Source organism: Bradyrhizobium sp. USDA 4532 (assembly GCF_024171315.1).
In the GTDB taxonomy this organism is placed as follows: domain Bacteria; phylum Pseudomonadota; class Alphaproteobacteria; order Rhizobiales; family Xanthobacteraceae; genus Bradyrhizobium; species Bradyrhizobium australafricanum.
The window spans coordinates 8,350,227-8,371,167 of sequence record NZ_JALJZN010000001.1 but is presented as its reverse complement, the minus strand read 5'-3'; the positions used below and the strand labels follow the sequence as shown (position 1 = coordinate 8,371,167).

The window sequence follows — 20,941 nt, the reverse complement described above, 5'->3', positions numbered from 1 at the left end:
AGGCGCTCATAGCGAGCCATGATCAGCTATAGGCGCTGTCGATGCCGACTGTCCTTACCGCGGACTGATCATTGCCTGATCTTTGTCTGATCCTTGCCTGAACCTTTTCCGCCGAGCCCGCACTCATACACATGGCATTCTCATTTGGACTGTTCGAGCTTGATGAAGCTGGACGCGTGTTGCTGTGCGCGCGCCAAGAGGTCCCATTGCAGCCGCGTGTGTTCGATCTGCTGATTTATCTGGTTCGACACCGCAACCGGGTCATCCCCAAGGAAGAACTCCTCGAAGCCGTCTGGCCGGATGTGACGGTCACAGACAACTCGCTGCAGCGGGCGGTGAGTGCGTTGCGCGCCGCGCTGCGCAACGGCGGCATGGACGGCGCGATCCGAAATCTGCCGGGCAAAGGCTATCGCTTCTTCCTCGAGTCCGAGATCCGGCAGCCGGAACGCATCGACCCAAAGCAAGTCGATGGCACCGTCGGTGCAATCGGTCTCGCCCGACGCGCAGCGACCGGACAATTGTGGTTGCAGGCAGCGACCCTGTTCGCGAGCGCGGATGAAAGCGGCCAGCTCAACGCTGAAGATCTGCACGATTGGGCGCTTGCCCTGCAGTGCCTCGGCAGGGCCACGGCAGCGATTCCGATTCTGGTTCGCGCGGTCGCCGCACGCAGCCAGGCCGGTGACGCTGCTGGCGCCACGGTCGACGCGATAGCGCTCTCGGCCTTGCATTTCGAAAGCGGCCAGGCCGCGATCGGAAAGGGCTGGCTCGCGCGGGCGGAAGATTGGGCTTCAACGCTCGACGATCCTCCGACGACGGCCCTGGTGTTATGGATGAAGTCGAAACTGGCTGCTTTCGATGGCGAGCCGGAACAGGCACTCGCGTTGGCCGACGCTGCCTACACCGCCGTCAGATACAAGGATGCGATCAATATCGAAGCGCTGAGCCTGGCCTATCGCGGCTTCTATCGGCTGTGCCTCGGCGACACACACGGAGGACTGTCCGATCAGGACCATGCCGCCGCGGTTGCCCTGTCCAGCAACAATCTGGACCCGATCACGGGCGGCAACCTCTATTGCAACATCCTCTGGGCGGCCCGGATGTTCGGAGATTGGGCACGCGCCGACCAGTGGACGCGGAGCTACCAGAACTTTTGCTCGGGCAGCGGCATGGAATTGACGGGCTCGTGCCAGCTGCACCGCTCCGAGGTGCTCGGCATCCGAGGCTCGCTCGACGAAGCGCTGTCGCGCATTCAGGACGCGCTCGGACGCCTGACCAGCGATGCGCCCTGGTCTCTTGGCGATGCCAACCGGGTGCTGGGCGATATTCAGGCGGCGATCGGCAATGACGACGCAGCGCTCGAAGCCTATGACAGGGCTTACACGCTGGGCTGGTGTCCGGAGCCGGGCCGCGCCATGCTGCTGCTCGCAAGAGGGGAAGCGGAGGCCGCCTATGCAAGCCTCGAGCGGAGCCTGATCGGCAAGACCTGGTGGACGCTGCAGCGACGCGGAATCCTGCTCGCGCATCTGGCGCTGGTTGCCGCGCACACGCATCGGACCGTTCGAGCGAAGGCATTGATCTGCGAACTGTCGGGAAGTCCGGATCGCTGGCCGATGCCCTCGATCCGCGCGCTCACCAACGAAGCACAGGCGATCCTCGCGCTTTCCCGGCAGGACCATGAAACAGCCATGCGGCATCTCCATCTCGCCCGCCAGCTGTGGTCCAGCATCGAGGGGCGGGTCCAGATCGTGCGGCTGCGGCTTCAGATCTCCAGCCTCCAGCTGGAGCATGGAGATGTTCGCGGCGCCATGGCCGAAGTTCATGCGGCACAGCTTCTGGCCCGTGACCTGGGCTCGCCCAAGCGTCTTGCCGAGTGTCTTGCCTTGCAGCGTGACATTGAGGCCTGGCAGCCAATGGCACGACGTCAGATGTGCGGGTGATCACGCCGCGCGGCGCAGCCAGTCGCGCACGCGTTCGATCAGATTCTTGCGCGGCGTGGGCTGAGGTGCCGCGCCGGCCGGCACGACCTCGTGCACGAATGGCGGCGCTTGGTCAGGGATGACCGTCTCGGCGCCACGCTCGGTCTCGGCAGTTGCATCGGGTGCGGCCACCGGAACGTCTTGCGGCGCCATGGCCGGCGGATCGGGCTCGCTTTGCGCGAGTGGCGGCTGATCGATGGCCGGCGTCTCCGCCGGCGCAGCCGCATCGGCAACATCAGGCGCGTCGGTGACCTCCTGCTCGTCGATGACCTGTGGCACTGCGGCTTCGCGAATCCGCCGGCGCTCTGCGGCCACGGCTCTCGCCCGCGCGCGCCGCTCGCGCTCGGTGAGCGCCGCGGCCTGCAACGCGATCGGTCCGACATTTTCCAGGAACGCGCGCTCGTAGCCGCGCGACAGACGCTCGAGTGCCGCATCGAGCGGCAGCCAGTCCACCTCGCGGATGTCGCTCATCAGCGCCCGCACCGGCTTGCCGCCGGCATCCATGCGCCAGTAATGCACCACCTTGGATCGGCCGCCTGAATCATAGACCAGCGTGCCGAGGAATTCGTGCACGTCGACGTCATGGCCGGTTTCCTCGAGCACCTCGCGCTCGGCAGCGGCGCGCGGCGTCTCGCCGTCGTCGAGCTTGCCTTTCGGCAACACCCATTCATTGCGCTTGCGCAGCCGCACCACGGCGAAGCGCTGCGGTGCGTCCCGCCGCAGCACAATGCCTCCCGCCGCCAGAACAGGCGTCCGCGCCATCTCGTGTCCATCAGGTTTGCGATTTAGGATCGTCGCACGACGATCCCGGCTACTCTAAAGCATGATCGGAAAAAGTGGAAACCGGTTTTCATGCTCAAACGATGAGCGCTATGGAAACAAGGCTATAAAGGCTTCCGCAGCAGCGGCTCGCCGCATTTGATCCGCGTTCCCTCCGCGACGTTGTCAGGGAATTCGAAATTGCCGGGCGCCAGCACGATGATCGTCGAGCCGTGTTCGAACCAGCCGAGTTCATCGCCCTTCTTCACATGCGCGTTACAGGAAAAATCCACTAGGCCCCGCGACTGCGCGTTCAGCGTGATATCGAGGAAATGCAGGCGGAGGCTGGCGACAAGGATCGCCGCGACCGGAACCAGCGTCAGTGCCTCGCCGGTTGGCAGCTTGGCGCGCAGCACCGCGCGCTCGTTCTTGCAGAACAGCCGCTCGATCCGCTTCAGCGCGATCGGATTGACGTTCCAGACGTCGCCATGAATGAACGTCACCTTGTCGATGGCAAGATCATAGGGCGCGTGGAAACGGTGGTACATGCTTGAGGTCAGCCGCAGCGTGACGAAGCGGCCGTTCCGGTGCTGCTCCACGAGCGCCGGATCGCCGACCAGATCGAGCAGCGAATAGGGCGCGCCCTTGACCTGGAACAATTGCCCGTCCTCGATCCGCCCATGCGCGCCGATGATCGCATCCGACGGGCTCGCGATGATGGCAGGATCGGCAGCGGCCGGACGCAGGCCGGGCTTGAGCTCGCGGGTGAAGCAATCGTGCAGGCTCCTGAACTCGGTCTTCTTGGCCTCCGACAGATCGAGGTCGGAGAACAGCTTCCAGCAGGCGATCGAGGCGTCGCGCACCAGGGGGTTCTCGACCTTGGAGAACCAGCCCATGAAGCGGGTCAGCGCGGCCCGCGGAATCCGGTTGGTGAGCAGGAAATTGAGGTCTTCCTGCTGGGTGAATGCCGAGATCAGGCCCTTGACTGTCATGAATCTGTTAGGTGCTGAGGCTAGCGCTTCTGTCATGGAAACATCCCTTCCGATTCTCTCGCTGTCCGCCGCCGCGCTTGCCGGCGCCGCCGCAGCTTTCCCCAAAATTCAGGCCCGCATCGCGCTCTCGCGTGCCAAGCACCGCTCGCTGACCGGACATTCCAAGATGTCCAAGATGGTCGCGCGGATGGTCCCGCACTACGAATTCGACATCGACGATTTCTTCCGCTCCGACGGCGCGCCGAAGGACGTCGCGATGCAGCGCCAGGACGGCTTCTTCCGCCTCGCCGGCCTCTACGGGGATCGCTACCCCAAGGGCCGCGCGCTGACCGCCGAGGTCACGGAGCGCATCTCCGACCTGCAGTTCACCGAAACCTACCGCGTGCCGTTCCAGTACAGCCGCCTGGTGCGCGAGCATCTCGGCACCTCGGCCTTCGTCGAGGCCTCCAGCGGCGTCACCGTCACCGACGTCGACGGCAATGTCTTCTACGACCTGACCGGCTCCTACGGCGTCAACATCTTCGGCAACGACTTTTACAAGGAGTGCATCGCCGAGGGTGAGAAGCGCGCCCACGCGCTCGGCCCCGTGCTGGGCCCCTATCACCCGGTCATTGCCGACAACGTCAAGCGGCTCTGCGAGCTGTCCGGCCTCGACGAGGTCTCGTTCCATATGTCCGGCACCGAGGCCGTGATGCAGGCGGTGCGGCTCGCGCGCTACCACACCAAGCGGAAGCGCCTCGTGCGCTTCGCCGGCGCCTATCACGGCTGGTGGGGCGACGTGCAGCCCGGCGTCGGCAACCCGGTGTCGCCGCACGAGACCTTCACGCTCGCCGACATGTCGGAGAAGACACTGCACGTGCTGCGGACGCGCAGCGACATCGCCTGTGTGCTGGTCAACCCGCTGCAGGCGCTGCATCCCAATTCCAACGCGCCCGGCGATTCCGCGCTGGTCGACTCCTCGCGCTCCTCCAAATACGACCGCGCCGCCTACACCGAATGGCTGAAGAAGCTGCGCGAGGTGTGCACCGAACGCGGCATCGTCCTGATCTTCGACGAGGTGTTCGTCGGCTTCCGCCTCGCCGCCGGCGGCGCCCAGGAATATTTCGGCGTCAAGGCCGACATGGCGACCTACGGCAAGAGCCTGGCCGGCGGGCTTCCGGTCGGCGTGGTGTGCGGCCGCAAGGATTTGATGCGGCGCTTCCGCGACGACCGCCCGGCCGACATCTGCTTCGCCCGCGGTACCTTCAACTCGCATCCCTATGTGATGACGGCGATGGACGAGTTCCTGAGCCGGCTCGCCAGCCCGAACTTCCGCTCGATCTACAACGGGCTGGACGAGACCTGGAACGGCCGTGCCAAGGCGCTCAACGACCGCCTCGCCGCGCAAGGCTTGCCGGTTCGCGTCGGCAACATCTCGTCGATCTGGACCGTCTATTACACCGAGCCGTCGCGCTACAACTGGATGCTGCAATACTATCTGCGGGCCGAGGGACTGGCGCTGAGCTGGGTCGGCACCGGCCGTCTGATCTTCACCCTGAACTACACCGAGGCCGACTTCGCCGAGGTCAGCGACCGCTTCGTTGCGGCAGCCGAGAAGATGAAGCGCGACGGCTGGTGGTGGCACAAGGCCGGCCTCACCAACAAGAACATCAAGCGGCAGATCCTGAAGGAGATGGTCGCCGTGAGGTTCGGCCGCTGAGCACACCGTCATTCCGGGGCGATGCACAGCATCGAACCCGGAATCTCGAGATTCCGGGTTCGCTCGCTGGCGCGATCGCCCCGGAATGACGGCGTTTGGGTCGTCACCGTGAAGTTCAGGTGCTGAGGCAACGCGCGGCCCGCCTACTCCCTCGCCCCGCTCTTGCGGGGAGAGGGCTGGGGTGAGGGGCTGCATCCACAAAATCGGTGACAGACGGACTCGTGGTGAGCCCCCCTCACCCGGATCGCTGACGCGATCCGACCTCTCCCCGCAAGCGGGGCGAGGTGACGTGTACGCGCGGTCGAAGGCGCTCAAGTGATGATCCGCCGTAATCCTAAGACGTAGATGCCCGGGACAAGCCCGGGCATGACGCAGCTTGAAGACTCTGAGCGCAACCGATCAGGCGTGCTTGACGTGCTTCTCGAGACCCGGATCGATCAGTTCGCCCTTCATCAGGAACAGCGGCGCCTTGTGATAGAGCTTCAGGTCGTTGAACGGGTCGGTGACGATCTTGGTCATCCAGACGAGGCCGGTCTCGACGTCGCGGATGAAGAACAAATGGATGGTGCGGAACAAGAGGCCGCCGATGCCGACCACGAGCCAGATCTTGGCCACCTGGCGGGTGAAGTCGCCCATCGTGACCCAGGGCTTGAACAGGCCGAACAGCGTCGGATCGAAGTACAGCACCATCGGCGACAGCGCCCAGATCGCCATCAGCACGACCTTGCGTTGCAGATTGTAGCCGACCTTGATGTCTTCCTTGTGCTCGTGGGTCGCCTGGTTGACGTGGTCGTAGCCCTTCGGCTCGAAGAAGAAGTGACCGGCCTGGCGCGAGGTCATCGAGACCAGCCAGCCGACCAACGCCGACACGACCGGATCGAAGAACAGCATCACATAGGCGAACAGGAAGCTCAGCGCGCTGACGAAGTGCAGGCTCTGGTTGATCCGGCTGTGATGGTAGAAGCGATGGTCATCCCAACGCTGGGTACGCAGCTCTTGCAGGAAATTCTTGATCATTGGTTCCCCCAACATCTTTCGAAACAGGATTTACAGGGATTCGATGTATCGCGTGTGACATCATCATAATGACATATGACAATGCGGAGCGACGCCTTGACGCAACCGGAGCAGGGTCTCGCCTCATCCCGACGAAATCTGCGGAGATCAGGCGAAGGAGATCGTAGCCTCCCGGCTTCGGGCGCGCTGTGCGCTACCTCACCCGGGAGGAGCGGCGGGCTGGGCCGCCTCAGGCGGCTTTGGCAACATCCGCCTTGCGGAAGCGGACCAGCGAGAAGTGGCCGAGCGGCGGAATCAGGCGGCGCTCCGCGAGCTCCATGCCGCGCGCGCCGGCGAGCCATTTGGTGTAGCGCGACCAGGCGAATTCGGCGGTCCGGAACCCGAGCGGGCGCACCACCGGCTGCAGCTTCTGCTCGATGAAGCGGCGCACGCCGGCATCGGCGCTGACGCGGGTCAGGATGATCAGTTCGCCGCCCGGACGCACCACGCGGGCGAACTCGTCGAGCGCGGCTTCCGGGTTCGGCACCGCCGACAGCACGTACTGCGCCATCACCACGTCGAACGAATTGTCGGGGAATTCGAGCTTCTCGGCGTCCATCACCGCGAGGCCCTCGACATTCTTCAGGCCCCGCTCCGCGACCCGCTTCTTGGCCTTCTCCAGCATCGCTTCCGAGATGTCGGTGCCGAAGATGCGGACGTTCGGGCTATAAAGCGGCAGCGAGATGCCGGTGCCGACGCCGACCTCGAGCACCCGGCCGCCGATCTTGTTGGTGGCCTGGATCGCGGCCTGCCGGCCCTTGCTGAACACACCGCCAAACACGAGGTCGTAGATCGGCGCCCAGCGGTCATAGGCCTGCTCGACCGTCTCGCGGTCGAAGTCCATGGAACGGTCGGCACCCAGCTTGATGATTTCAGCCATAGATCGTCTCTCGTCTCTCGTTCGATTGAGCTGTTAATTCGGAACCGCGCTGCGGCCGGCAACGCGGCGGGCAGGCCGCGGCGCGCGGCTCGGCTGCAGCGTGGCCAGATTGCCGATGAACTGACGCGCACTGTTTTCCCAGGAACGCTCCAACGCAAAATTGCGGCAGTCGGCGCGCGACATCGTCAGCGCGCGCAGGCAGGCGCTGCGCAGGTCGTTGTCGATCGCGCCGATCGGATGGTTGGCGATGACGTCCTTCGGGCCGGTGACCGGGAATGCCGCGACCGGCGTGCCGCAGGCCAGCGCCTCGAGCTGTACGACGCCGAAGGTGTCGGTCAGGCTCGGGAACACGAAGACGTCGGCGGCGGCGAGGTGCGAGGTCAAATCCTGCCCCTTCTTCTCGCCGAGGAAAATCGTGTCGGGATATTTCTGTTCCAATGCCGCCCTTTGCGGGCCGTCGCCGACCACGACCTTGGAGCCCGGCAGGTCCAGCGACAGGAAGGCGTCGAGGTTCTTCTCCACCGCGACGCGGCCCATGGTCATGAAGATCGGCCGCGGCAGATCGAGCACCGCCGGCTGGTCCGGATTGAAGATCCTGGTGTCGACGCCGCGGGTCCAGAAGCCGAGCCTGCGGAAGCCGCGCTCGGCGAGCTCGCTGCGCAGCGAGTCGGTCGCGACCATCGTCATCGACCCGGCGGCGTGGAAGTGGCGCAGCACCGCGTAGCCGACGCTGTCGGGAATTCCGGTGCGAACCGAAACATATTCCGGGAAGCGCGTTGTATAGGATGTGGTGAAGGCGAGCTTGTTGCGCTGGCAATAGCCGCGCACCGCCCAGCCGATCGGCCCTTCGGTCGCGATGTGGATCGCCTCGGGCGCGGCCTCCTCGATCCGGCGCGCGATCTCGCGGCGGTTCGGCAGCGCCACGCGCAGGCCAGGATAGGTCGGCACGCCGACCGAGCGGAAACCGTCGGGAGTGAGGAATTCGATCTCGGCGCCGAGCCCGGCTGCGCTGCGCGCAAGCGACGTCAGCGTCCGGACCACGCCGTTGACTTGCGGATGCCAGGCATCGGTCGCAACGAGTATGCGCATTGCAGGAGATCCAAATCGTTAATCTTGATTCTGCTCGCACGACGTTCTGACATGGATGTTTCAAACGTATGACGTCATCGAAATGTTAGGTTGTTTTTCACGGCAAACGGCCGGTTTTTCGTGTAACGTGACAGCCAGATGTCAGAGCAGAGTGAAAATCCCGGCGCCAAGCGCCGCAGGCTCAGGCGGCGAAACTCGTCGCTGCTGATCCTTGCGGCCGGCATGCTTGTGTTCGGCCTCGCCGCCGGCGCGCTGTATTACGCGCTGCGTCCGGTGACGCTCGCGATCGCGGTCGGCCCGACCGGCAGCGAGGACGTCAAGCTGATCCAGGGCTTCGCCCAGGTCTTTACGCACGACGGCAGCTCGGTGCGGCTGAAGCCGGTCACGACGCAGGGCTCCGCCGAGAGCATCGCACTGTTCACGGCGAACAAGGTCGACCTCGCGGTGGTGCGCGGCGACCTCGATCTGCCCGCGAGCGCCGAGTCGGTTGCGATCCTGCGCAAGAATGTCGTCGTGCTGTGGGCGCCCTCGGGCGCCAAAGGCAAGCGGCGGTCCGCGAAGATCAAGAGCATCGACGATCTCGCCGGCCACAAGGTCGGTGTGGTCGGCAGCACCCAGGCCAACGTCACGCTACTGCGGGTGATCCTGACCGAGTCCGGCGTCAACCCCGACAAGGTCGCGGTCAGCCAGTTCGCCGTCAACAAGATCGCCGACCTCGCGCGCGACCCCTCGCTCGATGCCTACATGACCGTCGGCCCGCTCGACAGCAAGATAACGGCGGAAGCGATTACGGCGACGGCGGCGGCGCGCGGCGAGCCGGTCTTCCTCCCGGTCGATGTCTCGGAGGCAATCGCGCAGAAGCATCCGCGCTATGAGTCCGAGGAGATCGCCGGCAGCATCTTCTCCTCGTCGCCGGCGCGGCCCGAGGACAAGGTCGAGACCGTCAGCGTCAATCACCTCATCATCGCGCAGCATGCGCTGAGCGAGGCGACCGTCGGCGCGCTCGACCGGCAGCTGTTCACGCTGCGCCTCCAGGTCGCGCGCGATCTGCCGGCGGCGGCAAAGATCGAGAAGCCCGACACCGACAAGGACGCCGCGCTGCCGGCGCATCAGGGCGCGGCCGCCTATATCGACGGCACCGAGCGCACCTTCCTCGAAAAATACTCCGACTACATCTGGGGCGGCATCCTGCTGCTCTCCGGCCTCGGCTCGGCCGGCGCCTGGCTGCGCCACTACGTGAAGCGCGACGAGCGCGAGCACTACATCACCCATCGCGACAATCTGCTGACCCTGATCTCGCAGGTGCGCGGCGCCGAGACGCCGGAACAGCTCGCCGCCATGCAGGGCGACGCGGATGCCCTGTTGCGCGAGGCGCTCGACTGCTACGACGACGGCGCGATCGAGGAAGGCGATCTCTCGGTGATCGGGCTGACGCTCGAGCAATTCCATCACGCCGTCTCCGACCGCCGCGCCGTGATCAACGGCGACAAGCCGGGCCTGCCGCGGATGCGCGCCGGCTAGGCCGCGTGCACGCCGAATTGCACCGAGAGCAATGTGCACCGAGAGCAATGTTTGGATTGCGCATGCAGGCGCGCGTGGCCATGTTGAGTACATGACCACAACGCTTCGCACGACACCATGATCACGTCCATCGTCGCTGACCTGCCCGGACCTTTCGTGCTCGCGGTTGCCTTCGCCGGCGTCTTCCTGATCGCCTTCATGAAGGGCGCGTTCGGCGGCGGTTTTGCCATCGTCGGCATCCCGCTGCTGTCGCTGGCGATGGACCCGATCGCGGCGGGCGCGCTGCTGGCACCATTGTTCGTCGTCATGGACGTCACCGCGCTGCGGTTCTGGCGCCCGAGCACGTGGTCGCGCATCGACCTCGCGATGCTGCTGCCGGCGCTCGTCGTCGGCATCGGCCTCGGCTATTTCGTGCTGCGCGATCTCGACCGGCATGCCGTCGAGATCGTGATGGGCGTGGTGACGCTGGTGTTCGCCGCGCTGTGGCTTCTCGGCGGCGGCGAGATCAAGCCGCGTCCGCGCTCGACGTTCAAGGCGACGTTCGCCGGCCTGTCCTCCGGCGTCACCACGATGGTGGCCCATTCGGGCGGGCCGCCGCTTGCGATCTATCTGCTGCCGCTCGGCATGCCGAAGGCGCTCTACGCCGGCACCACCAGCCTGTTCTTCACGGTCGGCAACCTCTTGAAGGCCGGCCCGTGGCTCGTGCTCGCCACGCCGTCGCGCAGCCTGTGGATGCTGATGGCGCTTTGCGTGCCGGCGGTGCCGGTCGGCGTCTGGGCCGGATGGCGGCTGCACGAACGTCTCGACCAGCGCGCGCTGTACCGCGCCTGCTACGCCATTCTGGTCATCACCGCGGCCAAGCTGCTGTGGGACGGATCGGCCGGATATCTCAGCTCCTGAACGGCGAAGGTGCTGGCTCCTCGTCAGGAGGAGTGCCTGCTGCGGACGGCGCTCGCGGCAACGGCAAGAGGCGCAATGTCCTGGCGCGGCGCGGCCGCGTCGTCCGGCGCAAGGCGCTCGCGCGCCACGAAGGAGAAGCGGCTGCGCAGCTTCAGGATCGGCTTCTCGATCCAGTGCCAGGAGAACGCGGCGAACAGCGTGATCAGCAGCAGCGCAATCGCGAACTGAACGATCACGGGCGCGTGCGGCAGCCATACCCGCACCACCTGCTGCACCGGAAAGCCGTAGAGATAGATGCCGTAGGAATAGTCGCCGCGCGAAATCAGCGGCAGCCGCGGCAGCTTCGAAACGCCGAGATAGGCGGTGATATAGACCAGCGCCGGGGCGATCAGCAGATTGAGCACCGGCTGGCTCATCCAGTCCGCCGGACCGAGCAGCGCGGCGCCCGCGCAGAGCGCGCAGCACGCGGCGAGAAGCCATCCGTTGTAGGGAATGCGGTCACGATAGAGATAGATCGCGATGCCGAGCATGAACGCGACCGGCAGCTTCGCGCCGCGTCCGAGGAACGGCGCCGTGCTGAAGATCCTGTCATGCAGCGTGCCGGCGACCCCGGCGGGCAGTTGCGAGGGTTGCGCGCCATGCCCGGCGAGTACGAGCGCAAGGCCGATGCCGACCAGCACGAGCGCACCGAGCACGATGAGCGGCGGCTTGCGCAACAGGCCGAACAGGATGAACACTGTCATCAGCGCGTAGCAGCCATATTCGAACGGCACCGTCCACAGCGAGCTGTTGACCTCCGGCGCGGGATTTCCGCTGAACACGCCGGGCAGGACGTAGTTCACGAGGCCGATGATGTTGGTGAAGTATTTGTAGGTGCCGAAATTGGCGAAATAGTCCGACAGCGGCAGCGCGGTGAAGATCGGCCCGAGGATCAGTGCCGACAGCACGATCTCGACCGCAAGCGCCGGAATGATCCGCATGCCGCGATTGGTGAGAAATTCCTTTAGGGAGAGCCGCAGGCCGCTCGCCGCGATCAGAAAGCCGCTCAGCGCGAAAAACATCACGAGAATGGCGTAGTGCGGAAACCAGGCGATCCACGCCTGCTCGCCGTCGCCACTGCCGCTCGCGACATAGGGCGCGTGGGCGGCGACGACGGAAATCGCCAGTGCGATACGGAGAAAATCGAACCCGGGGCCGAAGCCCTTCTGCCGATCCAGCATGCTGCCGATCGTGTGCCCCAGCATCATTTCCACTCCATTCCGAAACAATGCGCTGGGACAGCAAGCACCGTGCCAGGAAGACTGTCTTGCGGCGGGACACCCCCTTCCCGGCAACCCGGCCTTAACCGTGCGACGAAACACGCACGAAACAATTCCCTAACGGCACGAAACCATTTTGGCGATTTCGTGCAAACGTCCTGAAACGCCTCACCTGTACTGCTTTGACCCAACGACGCGCCGGAACTGGCGCGCAGGGCGCAAACAACAGGGGTCGACAATGTTCAATTCCATCAAGCTGAACTCACGTCTCGCTGCCGCCGCCTTCGGTGCGCTGGCGATTGGCACCGTCGCTTTTTCGAATTCCGCCGCGGCCGCTCCGCTGCCGATGTTCGCCTTCATCCTGACGCCGCCGACCGAGGCCGTGCAGCCGCCGGTGCAGTCGATGCCGCAGACGCAGGAGGAAGACCGTTCGGTTGAGTTGCCCGCCCGCCTGCGCCGCCAGGTCGTCGCCTATCCGACGCGCGAGGCGCCCGGCACCATCATCATCGACACCCCGCACACCTATCTCTATCTCGTGCTCGGCAACGGCCAGGCCATGCGCTACGGCATCGGTATCGGCCGCGACGGCTTCACCTGGTCGGGCACCCAGACCATCACCAAGAAGGCGGAGTGGCCGGATTGGACGCCCCCGCCGGAAATGATCGCCCGCCAACCCTATCTGCCGCGCCACATGGCCGGCGGCCCCGGCAACCCGCTCGGCGCCCGCGCCATGTATCTCGGCGGCACCATCTACCGCATCCACGGCACCAACGCGCCGGAGACGATCGGCACCCGCGTGTCCTCCGGTTGCCTGCGCCTGACCAATGCAGATGTCTCCGACCTCTATTCGCGGGTCAGCGTCGGCACCAAGGTGATCGTGCTGCCGATGACCGACCGCCGCGCCGATCTCGGCTCGGCCGTCCGCTAAGCCCCTCCCCTCCAAGGCGTCCTTAACAAAGGCGTCCTCGACCACGGCTCCGGCATTCTCATGCTGGGGCCGTTGTCGCGTTCATCAACCTTAACGCCTTCCGCCCCTGAAGCAGCTTGATCCCGCCACACTGGCGCCCTCGTCGGGGGGCCTGTACAAGCCGTCAAGTTGATTTTCATCCGGGGGAATGATGCGTCTACCGATGCATCCAAGGACGATAGCGCTCGGGACCGCGGTGGTGCTGGTCTCGTTCGTGATCAGCCTCAAGGCAATGGACTGGCTCGCGCCGAGCGTCACCGTGCAGAAGCCGAAGCTCGCAGAGCTGCCGCCGCTGCCGCAGGCGCCGCGTTCCTCGACGATCGTGGCGCAGGTCTCGGTCGCGCTGTCGGCGATCCGCGACGCCGCCGAACGCGGCGCGCCGAAGACGTTCGGCGGCAAGGCCGACAACCCGGTCCAGCAAATCCTGCAAAATGCCGACATCGGCTGGACCGCATCGCGCGGGCCGATCGCGGCCACCGGCGCGCAGGACGTGCTGACGCTGACCACCCCGATCAACGGCACGCTCAAGGTCACCGGCGCGTTGTCCGCCAAGGCAACCGGCGCGGTCAACGACGCGCTCGGCAGCCTGCTCGGCGGCAATGTCGCCAAGCAGATCGGCGCCGTGAACATCAAGAACATCAACGCCAACGCCGAGATCAAGGGCAACGTCACCCTCACCGCGCGGCCGAAGCTCGGCGCGTCCTGGCGGATCGAGCCGAACCTGCAGGCACAGGTCAATCTCGGCGACACCAGCCTGTCGACGGCCGGCGTCCGCATCAGCGTGCCGGCCCAGGTCAAGCCTGTCATCGACAAGGCGGTCGCCGACCAGATTTCTGTGGTCGAGGCCCGATTGCACAACGACCCGGTGTTCCAGAACAACGCCCGCACGCAATGGACCAAGGCCTGCCGCTCGATCCCGCTGCAAGGCACCGGCGGCACCACCTCGATGCCGCCGATGTGGCTCGAACTGCGACCGACCCGCGCGATCGCCGCGCAGCCGAAGGTCGATGCGTCCTCGCTGATCCTGACGATGGGGATCGAGGCCGAAACGCGGATCACAGAGGCGCAGACCACCCCGAACTGCCCGTTCCCCGAAAAACTCTCGATCGTGCCGCCGATGCCGAGCCAGGTCGCGATCGGCCTGCCTGTCGACCTGTCCTTCACCACGCTGAGCCAGCTGGTCGAGGCGCAGCTCAAGGGCAAGACCTTCCCCGAGGACGGCTCCGGTCCGGTCGACGTGACCGTCAAGAGCGCGAGCATCGCCGCCTCCGGCGACCGGCTTCTGATCTCGCTCCTGGTGCACGCCAAGGAGAAGGCCAGCTGGTTCGGGCTGGGCGCCGAGGCGACCGTGCACATCTGGGGCCGGCCGCGGCTCGACCAGCCGTCGCAGACGCTGCGGCTGACCGACGTCGAGCTGGCGGTGGAATCCGAGGCCGCGTTCGGCCTGCTCGGCGCCGCCGCACGCGCGGCGATCCCGCACATGCAGCAGACCCTCAACGACCGGCTGGTGGTCGACCTGAAGCCATTCGCGACCAATGCGCAGCGCAAGGTCGCCGCCGCCATCGCCGACCTGCAGAAGAACGAGGAGGGCATCCGCGTCGACGCCGAGGTCAACAGCATCCGGCTGGCCGGGATCGACTTCGATTCCAAGACGTTGCGGGTGATCGTGGAAACCGACGGCACCATCAAGGCCGCCGTCACCGCGTTACCGGCGCTGTAGGACACTGCCCGAGCGGATTGCTCTCTTACCTCGCCCCGCTTGCGGGGAGAGGTCGGATTGCGAAGCAATCCGGGTGAGGGGGTACAGGTCTCACGACAATCGCCACCCGTGGATAAGGCCCCTCACCCCAACCCTCTCCCCGCGAAGAGCGGGGGAGAGGGGGAACACTTGCCGCGCGCATGCTCAAAAAGTCGTCTTTGCGACAGCTTGTCGCAGCGGCTAGAACGCCCCGGTGGAAGCAACCCTCAACGAAAAAGTCAGGGAGAAAAACACGATGAAAACACTCTTGGCCGCAGCGGCGGCCGGCCTCGCGCTCGCGGTCTCAGCGACCGCGGCGAACGCCCAGATCTCCGACGATGTCGTCAAGATCGGCGTGCTCACCGACATGTCGAGCCTCTATGCGGACGCCACCGGCAAGGGCTCGGTCGCCGCCGTCGAGATGGCGGTCGCCGATTACGGCGGCAAGGTGAAAGGCAAGCCGGTGCAGGTGATCGCAGCCGATCACCAGAACAAGCCCGACGTCGGCGTCAACATCGCACGCAACTGGTACGACAACGACAAGGTCGACGCGATCCTCGACGTGCCGACCTCGTCGGTCGCTTTGCCGATCTCGGCGCTGACGCGCGAAAAGAACAGAATCCACATCAATTCCGGCGGCGGCTCCTCCGATATCACCGGCACCGCCTGCTCGCCCAACACGGTGCACTGGACTTACGACACCTACGCGCTCTCGAACGTCGCCGGCAAGGCGATGGTCAAGCGCGGCGAGGACACCTGGTTCTTCGTCACCGCCGACTACGCCTTCGGCATGGCGCTGGAGCGCGATGCCGCCAATGTCGTCAAGGAGAGCGGCGGCAAGGTGCTGGGCGACGTGCGTCATCCGCTCAACTCGTCGGACTTCTCGTCCTTCCTGCTGCAGGCGCAGGCCTCCAAGGCCAAGGTCGTGGCGCTGGCGAATGCCGGGGGCGACACCACCAACGCGCTGAAGCAGGCTTCCGAGTTCGGCCTGACCCAGGGCGGCCAGAAGATGATCGCGCTGCTGCAGGAGATCACCGACACGCATTCGCTCGGCATCAAGGCGACCCAGGGCCTGATCGTCACCGACGCCTTCTACTGGGACATGAACGACGAGACGCGCGCCTTCTCGAAGCGCTTCAACGAGAAGGTCGGCCACATGCCGACCATGATCCAGGCCGGCCTCTACTCGGCGACCATGCATTACCTGAAGGCGATCGAGGCCATCGGCACCGACGAGGCGCCGAAGGTGATGGCCCAGATGCGCGCCACGCCGGTCAACGACTTCTTCGCCAAGAACGGCCACATCCGGATCGACGGCCGCATGGTGCACGACATGTATCTGTTCGAGGTCAAGAAGCCCGAGGAATCCAAGGGCGAGTGGGACCTCTACAAGCTGATCGCCACCGTGCCCGGCGACGAGGCGTTCCGCCCGCTCGACAAGGGCGGCTGTCCGCTGGTGAAGTCGAACTGACGGCTACTCCACACCGGATCGCATCTGGCGATGCGATCCGGTCTCTCCGCGCAAGCCGGGGCGAAAGTCACTGCAAGCATTACGCCTGGAAGACCCGCAACGTTGCGATCTGGAATGGACGCAGCGCCAGGCGGCACCCGCGATCCTCGGTCGGCAGGGCCTCGATGCGGTCCTCCAGGGTGTTGCTCATCCACACCGACGCGATGTCGACCCCGAGATCGAGCGTCGCGGCGGTGCGAATGCCTGCGCTCTCGTAGAGCCGCACCACCCAGCCCCTGCCATCCTCGGCAGGCTTGATCGTATCGACGATCACGTTGGCCGGAGACGCGGTAAGGAGCGAGTGTCGCAACGGCGCGCGCGCTTTTCCCTTCGTCCACAGCACCGGACGTTCGAACCGCAAGGCGCGCCCGACCGTGTCCGCGCTGCGCCAGTCGCCGTGGTGGGGATAGATCGCATAGCGCATCCGGTGCCGCCCGATATCGGCCTGGGGATCAGGCAATTCGGAGCCGCGCAGCAGCGTCAGCGCGAGCTGGTTGCCGAACGCCGAATAGCCGTGACGGCAGTCGCTGAACAGCGACACGCCGAAATCCGGCTCGGCGAGATCGGCCCAGCGATGCCCGGGCACCTCGTACTTGGCCGCATCGGCATCCGTGTTGGCATGCGTCGGCCGCTCGGTTGCGCCGAACATGGTTTCATAGGTTGCGTTCGATGCACGGCAGGCGACGGGGAACATGACCTTCAGCGCCGTCTTGCGCTCCTGCCAATCGACCGTGGTTTCGAATTCGAGATGATCGGCGCCGGCATCGAGGCGGATCACCTGCGTGAGCCGGCTTGCGCGTCCGAGCCCGCGCTCGAAACGGACCTCGCCGCGCAGTCCGCCATCCGACAGCACGGCGCAGCTCACCTCCCCTGTCACCTCGCGCGCGGTCTCCAGCGCGAACGGATCGATATCCCATGCCTCGAAATCGAGCGGCCGGTCATCGAGCAGCAGCAGCCGGGCTGCCGGTGATGCGAAGGTCTCGCGGCCGGTCGCAACATGCAGCAGCGACCAAACGAGCCCGCTGCGATCAATGCGCGCTTCGAGCCGCGCGTTCGACAGCACGAAGCCGTCCAGATCGGCGGCGACCACAACGCGATCGTCGGTCGTCGTCGTTTCACCCGCCGCAAACGGCGCGGCGGCGATGTGACGAAGCTCGCCGTCGGGGTCGGACGCGACCTCGGCGCGCGCGCAGCCCAGCGTGTTGACGGGTGTCCAATTGCCGTCTTCGGGATCGCACAGTGTCGCCAGCACGGCTTGCGTGCGACGCCCGGCCTCCTCCGCCACGCCAGCGAGTTCGACCTCCGCACGTTCATAGACCTCGCGGATGCTGCTGCCGGGAATGATGTCGTGGAACTGGTTGACCAGCAACGTGCGCCATAGCGCTTCGATCTCCTGTGCGGATGGTGCCGGTTGCCGGCAGGCAGCCGCGACAGTGGTCACGAATTCGAGGGCCTGAAGGCCGGCCTCGCAAGCGCGGTTGAGGCGCTTGGTCTCGGCCTGCGTGGTGTAGGTGCCACGATGATATTCGAGATAGAGCTCGCCTTCGATCGTTGCCAGATCCGGCGCTGATATCGCCAGGCGGTCGAAGAACTCGTCGACGGAGCGAATCTGGATTCGCGGCAGCCCCTGCAAGTCCCTTGCGCGCAGCAACGTCTCGAGCATCGTCTCGTCGGCACCGCCGCCGCCGTCGCCATAGCCGAACAGATAGAGTGCGTCGGACGAACGGTCGGCGTCCTTGTAATTGGCGGCGTGATAGCGGAGCTCCGCGACCTGCGCCGATCCATTGTAGGTGTCCGCCGGGGGGAAATGTGCCAGCACCGTGCTGCCGTCCAGTCCGCGCCAATGGAAGCTGTGATGCGGCGGTGAGGTGAACTTGTTCCACGACAGCTTCTGGGTCAGGAAGCGCGACATCCCCGCGGACTGCATCAGCTGCGGCAGCTGGGCGTCGTAGCCGAACACGTCGGGATTCCAGAACACGCTGGAGCGCGCGCCGAACGTTTGCTCGAAATAGCGCTGACCATAGAGGAACTGACGGCAGATCGACTCGCCCCACGGCAGATTGCAGTCCGGCTCGATCCAGCTGCCGCCGACCGGAATCCATTGGCCGGCGGCGGCCTTGGCGCGAATTCGGGCGAACAGGTCAGGGTCATTCTGCTCGATGACGGCATACTGATAGGCCTGCGAACAAGCGAACTTGAAATCGGGATAGCGCTCCATCAGCGCCACCGCCGTGGAGAAGCTGCGTTGCGCCTTGCGCCGGGTTTCCGCCAGCGGCCACAGCCATGCCGTGTCGAGATGGGCGTGGCCGATCGCCGACATCTCGTGGATGATGCTGCCGTTTCGTGCCGCGAGCAGGCCGTCGAGGATCGCCCGCGCCGCCGGCCATGTCGCGCGATCGTCGGGATCGGCGATGTTGCAGATACGGTTGAGATCGTGCAGCAGGCGCCCCGCCCAGGTCCGATCCAGCGCCGGCTGCGCCGTCTCTCCGACAGCGCCGTATGACCGCGACTTTGTCGTGGGGTCGCGGTCAGCCTCGAGCTGGCGCAGCACCTCGTAGTCGAAATAGAACGCCGAGGCCTCGGGATCGAAGCAGCGCAGCTCGCAGGCGACCAGCGCGTAGGCCTGCGGATCGCTCCAGAACGCACCGAACAGGCCGTTGCAGGCCACCTCCACATGGAAGCTGATCGTCTCCCCGCCGCTCGCCGACTGAACGAGCGGCGCGGTGTGGCGGCCGGGATTGAGACCCTGCGAGGAACGTCCGTTGAGCCAAAGCAGCGCTTCCGAGCGGCTGTCCCAATACAGATCCACGCGCGTGCCGGCCCAGGCCCGCGGCACCTCGGCCACGACCTGCACCCAATAAGTCGCCCATAGCGGTCCCAGCGTCTCGCCCAACGGGACCGGCCGATAATCGAGCTTGAGCGCCTCCTCGAGGCTGATCCGCTCGGTGGGACCGGCAAGCGCGAGCGAAGTGACCGGCACGCGGTCGGCATGAATCTTCTGTTGCAGCCGCTCCGCAAAGCCTTGCAACCGGCGCCGCGTGTATTGCGGGTAGCGGCCGCGAATCCGGGTTACCGCTGGATCGCCGCTATCGCGGTCCCTGTCATTCATCAGGTTCTTCAGCCATTTGACGAATGATCACGTGAGGGCTGATGATGATTGCAACGCGCTGTCCGAATTGGATCGCCTGACCTACTCCCTACACTCTTCCCAAATTTTATCCATCCGGCCAGCAAAAAAGCGCGCCCGGCAGGAACCGGACGCGCTCTTCTCTTGCAGGTGACGCGATGCGTTAGTCGGTCGAATACTTGAATTCCGGCATCGCCTTCAGCTCATCCTTGCTCGCATTGAACACGGCGTGATCCGGATACCAGGGATTCGGCTTCGACGTCGCCGCCGCAGGGGCCGCGCCCGTGGTGGTCGTCTTGCTGGTGCTGCCGGCGCCGGTGTTCGAGGCGCCGGTATAGGCGATCGGCTCGTTCACGAACTTCACCTTGTCGATCGGGACCGCGACCAAGTGCTCGCCGACGCCAAGGAAGCCGCCGACGCCGATCACGACCGCCTTGATTGTACCGCCCTTCTCCATCAGCAGATCATTGATCGAGCCGACGCTTTCATTGGCGTCGTTGTACACGCTGAGGCCGACGACCTTCGACGCGCGCCAGTTGCCCTTGAACGAATCCGGCGACGTGGCTGACGTCGACGCCGCAGGAGACATCTTGTCGCCCTTATCGGTTGGCGTCTGCGCAACGGCGACGGTTGCAAGCAGCGCGGTGCCGGCGAGGCCGGCGATGATGGATTTGACCAACATTGATGGCTCTCCTCTCGCAAAATCGATGCTGGGAAAACCCGTCATCTTCGCAACCGTTCCTAACGGACCTGCGCTCAAAAGCCGCTTAAATGCCGAGGAACAGGGTGAGGACCTTTCAGCGCACGGAAACGCTGCGCCGCTTGACGAAAGGTATCGTGATCTCTCGAGTGAGCTTGCGGTTGAGCCTCACGACTGCGCCGGACGCGCAGTCCATGATGTGACGATGTTTGGCTCACTAAGTCGTCCCGGCGAACCGCGCTGCACAAACCGCGCGCTCGCCCCGGCGACCGCATCATCGATCGACGAGCGTCGTCATGCGCGCATGTTGCCGCGCGATCAGAAGCCGCCCCAATAGGGCGGCACGCCGTAGAAGCGATGCAGCTCGACTTCCTGCGAGCGATCGCCCCAATCGAAATCCTTGTCGGCACGGAACGACGGCGCGCGCTTCAGCTCCTCGTCCTCGATGTCGAGCTCATAGGCCTCGAACTTCGGGTTGTAGTGCAGCCGGCCCCAGGGCAGCGGGATCAAATTGGTTCCAATGCCCAGGAAGCCGCCGAAGCTCAACACCGCGTACGATACCTTGCCGGAGATCTTGTCGATCATCAGCCGCTCGATATGGCCGATCATGTCGCCATTGGCCCGGCGCACCGCCGTCCCCTCGACCCGGTCGCTTGCAATGAGCTGATGCGGCCTGGACTCGACCTCGACAGCCATTTCACCCTCCTTGACCCGAAAGAGAAATAACGCGTCGCCGGGGTAACGGGTTCCGCCCCCGGATATGACAGC

17 protein-coding genes are annotated in these 20,941 nt (G+C 65.2%); 8 read left to right on the top strand and 9 right to left on the bottom strand.

All coding sequences use genetic code 11. From position 1 onward, the window contains the following. The first annotated feature begins 131 nt into the window (after nt 1–131). A complete protein-coding gene (locus tag J2R76_RS38605; protein ID WP_253625817.1) occupies nt 132–1,937 on the top strand; it encodes a winged helix-turn-helix domain-containing protein in 1,806 nt (601 codons plus the stop codon). On the opposite strand, the gene J2R76_RS38600 is transcribed toward J2R76_RS38605, so the two are convergent. Both J2R76_RS38600 and asd read right to left on the bottom strand, forming a co-directional pair. Then, entirely contained in the window at nt 1,938–2,738 is an 801-nt protein-coding gene (locus J2R76_RS38600) for an NUDIX hydrolase (RefSeq protein WP_253625816.1), read from the bottom strand. Nucleotides 2,739–2,860: 122 nt separating this feature from the next. After that, a complete protein-coding gene (gene asd, locus J2R76_RS38595; RefSeq protein ID WP_057014963.1) occupies nt 2,861–3,727 on the bottom strand; it encodes an archaetidylserine decarboxylase in 867 nt (288 codons plus the stop codon). Between the two features lie 34 nt (nt 3,728–3,761). Between asd and J2R76_RS38590 the strand changes: the two genes are divergently transcribed. Beyond that, nucleotides 3,762–5,426 carry an aminotransferase class III-fold pyridoxal phosphate-dependent enzyme gene (locus tag J2R76_RS38590; RefSeq protein WP_253625815.1) on the top strand — a complete coding sequence of 555 codons (1,665 nt, stop codon included), beginning with the start codon at nt 3,762–3,764 and terminating at the stop codon, nt 5,424–5,426. 399 nt (nt 5,427–5,825) lie between these two features. Here the strand turns inward: J2R76_RS38590 and J2R76_RS38585 are convergent, their stop codons facing one another. From J2R76_RS38585 to J2R76_RS38575, 3 genes are all read right to left on the bottom strand, one after another. Next, a complete protein-coding gene (locus J2R76_RS38585) occupies nt 5,826–6,443 on the bottom strand; it encodes a hypothetical protein (protein WP_057014961.1) in 618 nt (205 codons plus the stop codon). Between the two features lie 229 nt (nt 6,444–6,672). Next, nucleotides 6,673–7,362, bottom strand: a complete 690-nt coding sequence (locus tag J2R76_RS38580) for a methyltransferase domain-containing protein (RefSeq protein WP_057014960.1) — start codon at nt 7,360–7,362, stop codon at nt 6,673–6,675. Nucleotides 7,363–7,395: 33 nt separating this feature from the next. Further along, nucleotides 7,396–8,451 (bottom strand): glycosyltransferase family 1 protein, encoded by a 1,056-nt coding sequence (locus tag J2R76_RS38575; protein ID WP_253625814.1) that lies wholly within the window; start codon nt 8,449–8,451, stop codon nt 7,396–7,398. 138 nt (nt 8,452–8,589) lie between these two features. Between J2R76_RS38575 and J2R76_RS38570 the strand changes: the two genes are divergently transcribed. Continuing rightward, nucleotides 8,590–9,972, top strand: coding sequence for a TAXI family TRAP transporter solute-binding subunit (locus J2R76_RS38570; RefSeq protein WP_168857512.1), 1,383 nt, complete (start codon nt 8,590–8,592; stop codon nt 9,970–9,972). A gap of 117 nt (nt 9,973–10,089) precedes the next feature. Then, entirely contained in the window at nt 10,090–10,872 is a 783-nt protein-coding gene (locus tag J2R76_RS38565) for a sulfite exporter TauE/SafE family protein (RefSeq protein WP_076824231.1), read from the top strand. 23 nt (nt 10,873–10,895) lie between these two features. On the opposite strand, the gene J2R76_RS38560 is transcribed toward J2R76_RS38565, so the two are convergent. Further along, nucleotides 10,896–12,119 carry an acyltransferase gene (locus tag J2R76_RS38560; RefSeq protein WP_253625813.1) on the bottom strand — a complete coding sequence of 408 codons (1,224 nt, stop codon included), beginning with the start codon at nt 12,117–12,119 and terminating at the stop codon, nt 10,896–10,898. Nucleotides 12,120–12,369: 250 nt separating this feature from the next. Here J2R76_RS38560 and J2R76_RS38555 point away from each other — a divergent pair, with 250 nt between their 5' ends. The 3 genes from J2R76_RS38555 (at nt 12,370) to J2R76_RS38545 (ending at nt 16,307) form a co-directional block, all read left to right on the top strand. Next, nucleotides 12,370–13,059, top strand: a complete 690-nt coding sequence (locus tag J2R76_RS38555) for a L,D-transpeptidase (protein ID WP_253625812.1) — start codon at nt 12,370–12,372, stop codon at nt 13,057–13,059. A 190-nt stretch (nt 13,060–13,249) separates the two neighbouring features. Continuing rightward, nucleotides 13,250–14,818, top strand: a complete 1,569-nt coding sequence (locus J2R76_RS38550; RefSeq protein ID WP_253626132.1) for a DUF4403 family protein — start codon at nt 13,250–13,252, stop codon at nt 14,816–14,818. A gap of 274 nt (nt 14,819–15,092) precedes the next feature. Continuing rightward, nucleotides 15,093–16,307 carry an ABC transporter substrate-binding protein gene (locus tag J2R76_RS38545; protein WP_057015099.1) on the top strand — a complete coding sequence of 405 codons (1,215 nt, stop codon included), beginning with the start codon at nt 15,093–15,095 and terminating at the stop codon, nt 16,305–16,307. Between the two features lie 79 nt (nt 16,308–16,386). Here J2R76_RS38545 and J2R76_RS38540 read toward each other — a convergent pair whose 3' ends face one another. Both J2R76_RS38540 and J2R76_RS38535 read right to left on the bottom strand, forming a co-directional pair. Beyond that, nucleotides 16,387–19,455 (bottom strand): glycoside hydrolase family 38 C-terminal domain-containing protein, encoded by a 3,069-nt coding sequence (locus tag J2R76_RS38540; protein ID WP_253625811.1) that lies wholly within the window; start codon nt 19,453–19,455, stop codon nt 16,387–16,389. Between the two features lie 181 nt (nt 19,456–19,636). Further along, nucleotides 19,637–20,155, bottom strand: a complete 519-nt coding sequence (locus tag J2R76_RS38535) for a PRC-barrel domain-containing protein (protein WP_057014954.1) — start codon at nt 20,153–20,155, stop codon at nt 19,637–19,639. Here J2R76_RS38535 and J2R76_RS38530 point away from each other — a divergent pair. Next, nucleotides 20,136–20,510, top strand: coding sequence for a hypothetical protein (locus J2R76_RS38530; RefSeq protein WP_253625810.1), 375 nt, complete (start codon nt 20,136–20,138; stop codon nt 20,508–20,510). The two genes, J2R76_RS38535 and J2R76_RS38530, sit on opposite strands and share 20 nt — an antisense overlap. On the opposite strand, the gene J2R76_RS38525 is transcribed toward J2R76_RS38530, so the two are convergent. Further along, nucleotides 20,492–20,869, bottom strand: a complete 378-nt coding sequence (locus tag J2R76_RS38525) for a PRC-barrel domain-containing protein (protein ID WP_076824062.1) — start codon at nt 20,867–20,869, stop codon at nt 20,492–20,494. The genes J2R76_RS38530 and J2R76_RS38525 overlap by 19 nt on opposite strands. Nucleotides 20,870–20,941: the final 72 nt, after the last annotated feature.